Genomic DNA, 3330 nt, shown 5'->3' with positions numbered 1-3330 from the left:
ACCATGACGACTCAGCACTTCGGCGCTCAAGAACTGGCGCCAGGGCCCCACATCGGCTCCATCCGGAAGGCGGTGCACGCATCCGGGATTCGATCGCTGCCGTTTAACGGCCTGCTATGATGAGCCTCCCGAGGCGATCCCTCTGACAAATAAGAAGGCTGAATCTATGACGTATCAATTCGCGCTTGCCGCTTCAATTGCGCTCACCGCTATCCCGGTAGCCACGCTTGCGGCCAGCGGCGGGTCATTGGAGGTTGACGAGGGGATGGTTTACTACCACAGCCCGAATGCGAATGAAGGTGATTTCACCGCTATCAGCCCGGCGCACATCGCGAGCGTGAGGGTGACCAGCCGCTCCGGGCACGAGGTCGGCCTGATGCTCGATAACGGCAAGACCCTCTCCGTGGAATTCGATAGCGCCGAAGCGGCCACTTCGATGGGTGAACGCGTGGTTGACGCACTCAGATCCGCGCAGTGAAAACCAGACATCCCTGGGCAACGGGGCGGGCTGCCCGGGAATTCACGGAAACGGCGCCCCGAATCTGAACACACGCATTGCGGCAGTCGACCACCTGACCGACAGCGCCGGGTGTCCCCCCGCCCCGTCAGTGCCCGTGCGCATGGTGGTGATCATGCTCGCCGCCCTGCTCCATCGCACGCATCATTTCCGGGCCGCCGGTGTGGCGGTAGCGCAGATACAGCCCGCCCGCGACAACTAGCGCGATGACGTTCAGGACCGTCGTGTAGTTAAGCGAGAACGCGGCGGTGCCCACATTGGCGTTTCGCTCCGCGGGGATCCACCCGATGCCGCCGAACAGCAGCTCCACGGCGATCGCCGAGATCACCATGGCGACATAGAACACCACCGCCAGGAACACGGCCATCCGCAGGCCATAGTATTTCCGGTAGATGTTGAGGATCGGCAGTATGATCAGGTCGCCGAAGATGAACGCGACCACGCCGCCGAAGCTGATGCCCCCGTTCCAGAGCACGGCGGCGAGGGGCACGTTGCCGATGGAACAGGTGAACGACGCCACCGCGATGAGCGGCCCGATGATGGGCCCCCACAGCGTGGAGAGCACCGGGTCGTCGGTGAAGAACGCGGCATGCCAGAAGGCGTCCGGCACCAGCGCGCCCAGCGTGCCCGATACCACGAGGCCGACGCCGATGTCCTTCCAGAGCATCGACCAGTTCATCACGAAGTAGTGGCTGATCGCGGTCCACCCCTCGGCCGAGGTGAGACGTTCGCGCCAGGTGCCCTCCTTCGCCATGGTGGCCATGCCGGCGTGGCCCTCCATGCTCCCGCTAAGGCCCTTCTTCGCCTGGCGGCGGGCCTCGTCCACCAGGGATGGACGAAGGAGCCTGCGGAACATGAGCACGAGCAGCGCGATCATGATGGGGCCGCCGATGAACTCCGCCGCGCCGAAGCTCCAGCCCATGAGCACGACCAGCAACACGCCGAGCTCGATGACGAGGTTCGTCGAGGCGAACTGGAAGGCCATCGCGGCGGTGAAGTCACCGCCCTTGCGGAAGATGGACCGGGCGATCGCGACGGCGGCGTACGAGCAGGACGACGATGCGGCGCCAACGACGGAGGCGCGGGTCACCGAGCGGGCGGAGTCGTCCGGGAGCATGCGCTGGAGCTCGGCCTTGGACACCAAGACGTCCACCGCTGCTGACAGCAGGAAGCCGAGAACCAGCCCCCACAGCACCTCCCAGCCCATGGCCGCAGCCAGGTAAGCGGCCGATCCGATCGCCTCGAGGAGTGATGCCATGTGATCCCCCACTCAGTGCCGCGTGCGTGTACGCGTGCGCCCACGGGGCTGCAGACGCGGACGACGCATTTCCCACCCCCTCGAGCCTACCACCTGTGGGCCTCCTGGACGTCGGGGGAGTGCGATCACGCGCCTCCGCGGTTGTCATGAACGCCTCCGTGGCCCCGTCGATCCCCCGTCGGTATCCGGATTACCAACCTGCCCTACTCGCCCGGCCCGGCCGCAAACGGGCATCACACAAGGCAGTTCCGCTGCGACCGCGACGACGCTCACTCGATCAGGGACCTGATGTATCCTCAGCCCAACACCAACACGTGCGGCACATTCGGAACAGGGTCTTGCATATGGCGGAGACGCCCATCGATCGCCTTCTGCAGCTCAGGCAACCCGGGGACGCCTCGCTGTTCCAGGCTGTCTGGGAGAATTTCCCGGAAAACATGTTCCTCATCCGAGTGATGGAGGCCACCGACGACTTCGTGATCGAGGCGATCAATCCGGCGGAAGCCACCACGCTCGGTGCCTGGTGCGAAGGCAAATCGCTTCGCGAGTTCCTGCCCGATGCGACCGCCGAGCGGGTCATCGGCAACTACCGGGAGTGCCTGGAACGCGCGGAGCCGATCCGCTACGAGGAGAGCGACGTCACCTATTTCGATCCGTCCGGCGTACAGCGCAACGGGAGCTGGCTGACGTTGCTGGTGCCGCTGCGTGACGGCGCCGGCCGGATCAGCCATCTCTTCGGCATCTCGCAGAACATCACGCAGCTGCGCCTCGCGCATCAGGAACTGGAGCGCCAGAACCAGGCACTGGAAGCCCGCGTGGAAGAGCGTACCGCCGAGCTTCGGCAGGCCATCGACCGCCTGAACACGCTGAACTCGGAGCTGGAGCACCTTGCGACCCGCGACCACCTTACCGGCGCGCACAACCGGCGCAGTCTCGAGCTACTCGTCGAGCACGAACTCCAGAACGCCAGACGCCACAATCATCCGCTGACGCTCCTTATGGTGGATCTGGACGACTTCAAAACGGTCAACGACAAGCAGGGTCACACCGCCGGCGATGAACGCCTCAGGCAGGTGACCACCACCCTGCGCAGCCACCTTCGCCAGGTCGATCTGCTCGGCCGTTACGGTGGCGACGAGTTCATCGTGGCGCTGCCCGGTACGGATACCGGCGACGCCGGGCACGTCGCCGAGCGCATCCGCAACGCGGTCGAGCGGGAATGCGGCGTCACCGTCAGCATCGGCGTGACAGGGTCATCGAAAGCGGACTCCCGGCTGCATGACCTCACCGAACGGGCCGACGAGTCGCTTCTGCAGGCCAAACGCTCCGGCCGCAACCAGGTGATATCGCTCGACTGACCAGCCCTGGCAGTGTCACGAGGCGACGGGGCCCCGCCGCCGCGGCCCATTCCCGGTGATGGAGATCGATCACGGAGGAGCGCGAGTGCGATCGTCGTCAGCCCTGTGCCCGCAGGGCGGTAACCTGGGCCGCGAAGAGATGGCGGTAGCGTCTGTCGAGCAGTGGTCCGGAAAGCATGGTGACCGATGTCCCGGCT

General features: G+C 65.4%; 3 protein-coding genes. 2 read left to right on the top strand and 1 reads right to left on the bottom strand.

The window, feature by feature from the left end:
• The first annotated feature begins 166 nt into the window (after positions 1 to 166).
• Positions 167 to 478, top strand: a complete 312-nt coding sequence (locus G7A99_RS17115; protein ID WP_018719615.1) for a hypothetical protein — start codon at positions 167 to 169, stop codon at positions 476 to 478.
• 127 nt (positions 479 to 605) lie between these two features.
• Here the strand turns inward: G7A99_RS17115 and G7A99_RS17110 are convergent, their stop codons facing one another.
• The gene (locus G7A99_RS17110) at positions 606 to 1775 is read right to left on the bottom strand and encodes a permease (protein WP_018719614.1); all 1170 of its coding nucleotides are present in this window, start codon (positions 1773 to 1775) and stop codon (positions 606 to 608) included.
• Positions 1776 to 2119: 344 nt separating this feature from the next.
• Between G7A99_RS17110 and G7A99_RS17105 the strand changes: the two genes are divergently transcribed.
• Positions 2120 to 3133, top strand: coding sequence for a sensor domain-containing diguanylate cyclase (locus G7A99_RS17105; RefSeq protein WP_018719613.1), 1014 nt, complete (start codon positions 2120 to 2122; stop codon positions 3131 to 3133).
• The last annotated feature ends 197 nt before the right edge of the window (positions 3134 to 3330 follow it).

It is taken from the genome of Arhodomonas sp. KWT, assembly GCF_010993615.1.
This window is presented reverse-complemented; position numbering and strand designations above follow the sequence as displayed.

Coding starts and splice junctions, on each gene's coding strand:
- G7A99_RS17115 (WP_018719615.1), top strand. CDS start 167: ATGACGTATCAATTCGCGCTTGCCGCTTCAATTGCGCTCACCGCTATC.
- G7A99_RS17110 (WP_018719614.1), bottom strand. CDS start 1,775: ATGGCATCACTCCTCGAGGCGATCGGATCGGCCGCTTACCTGGCTGCG.
- G7A99_RS17105 (WP_018719613.1), top strand. CDS start 2,120: ATGGCGGAGACGCCCATCGATCGCCTTCTGCAGCTCAGGCAACCCGGG.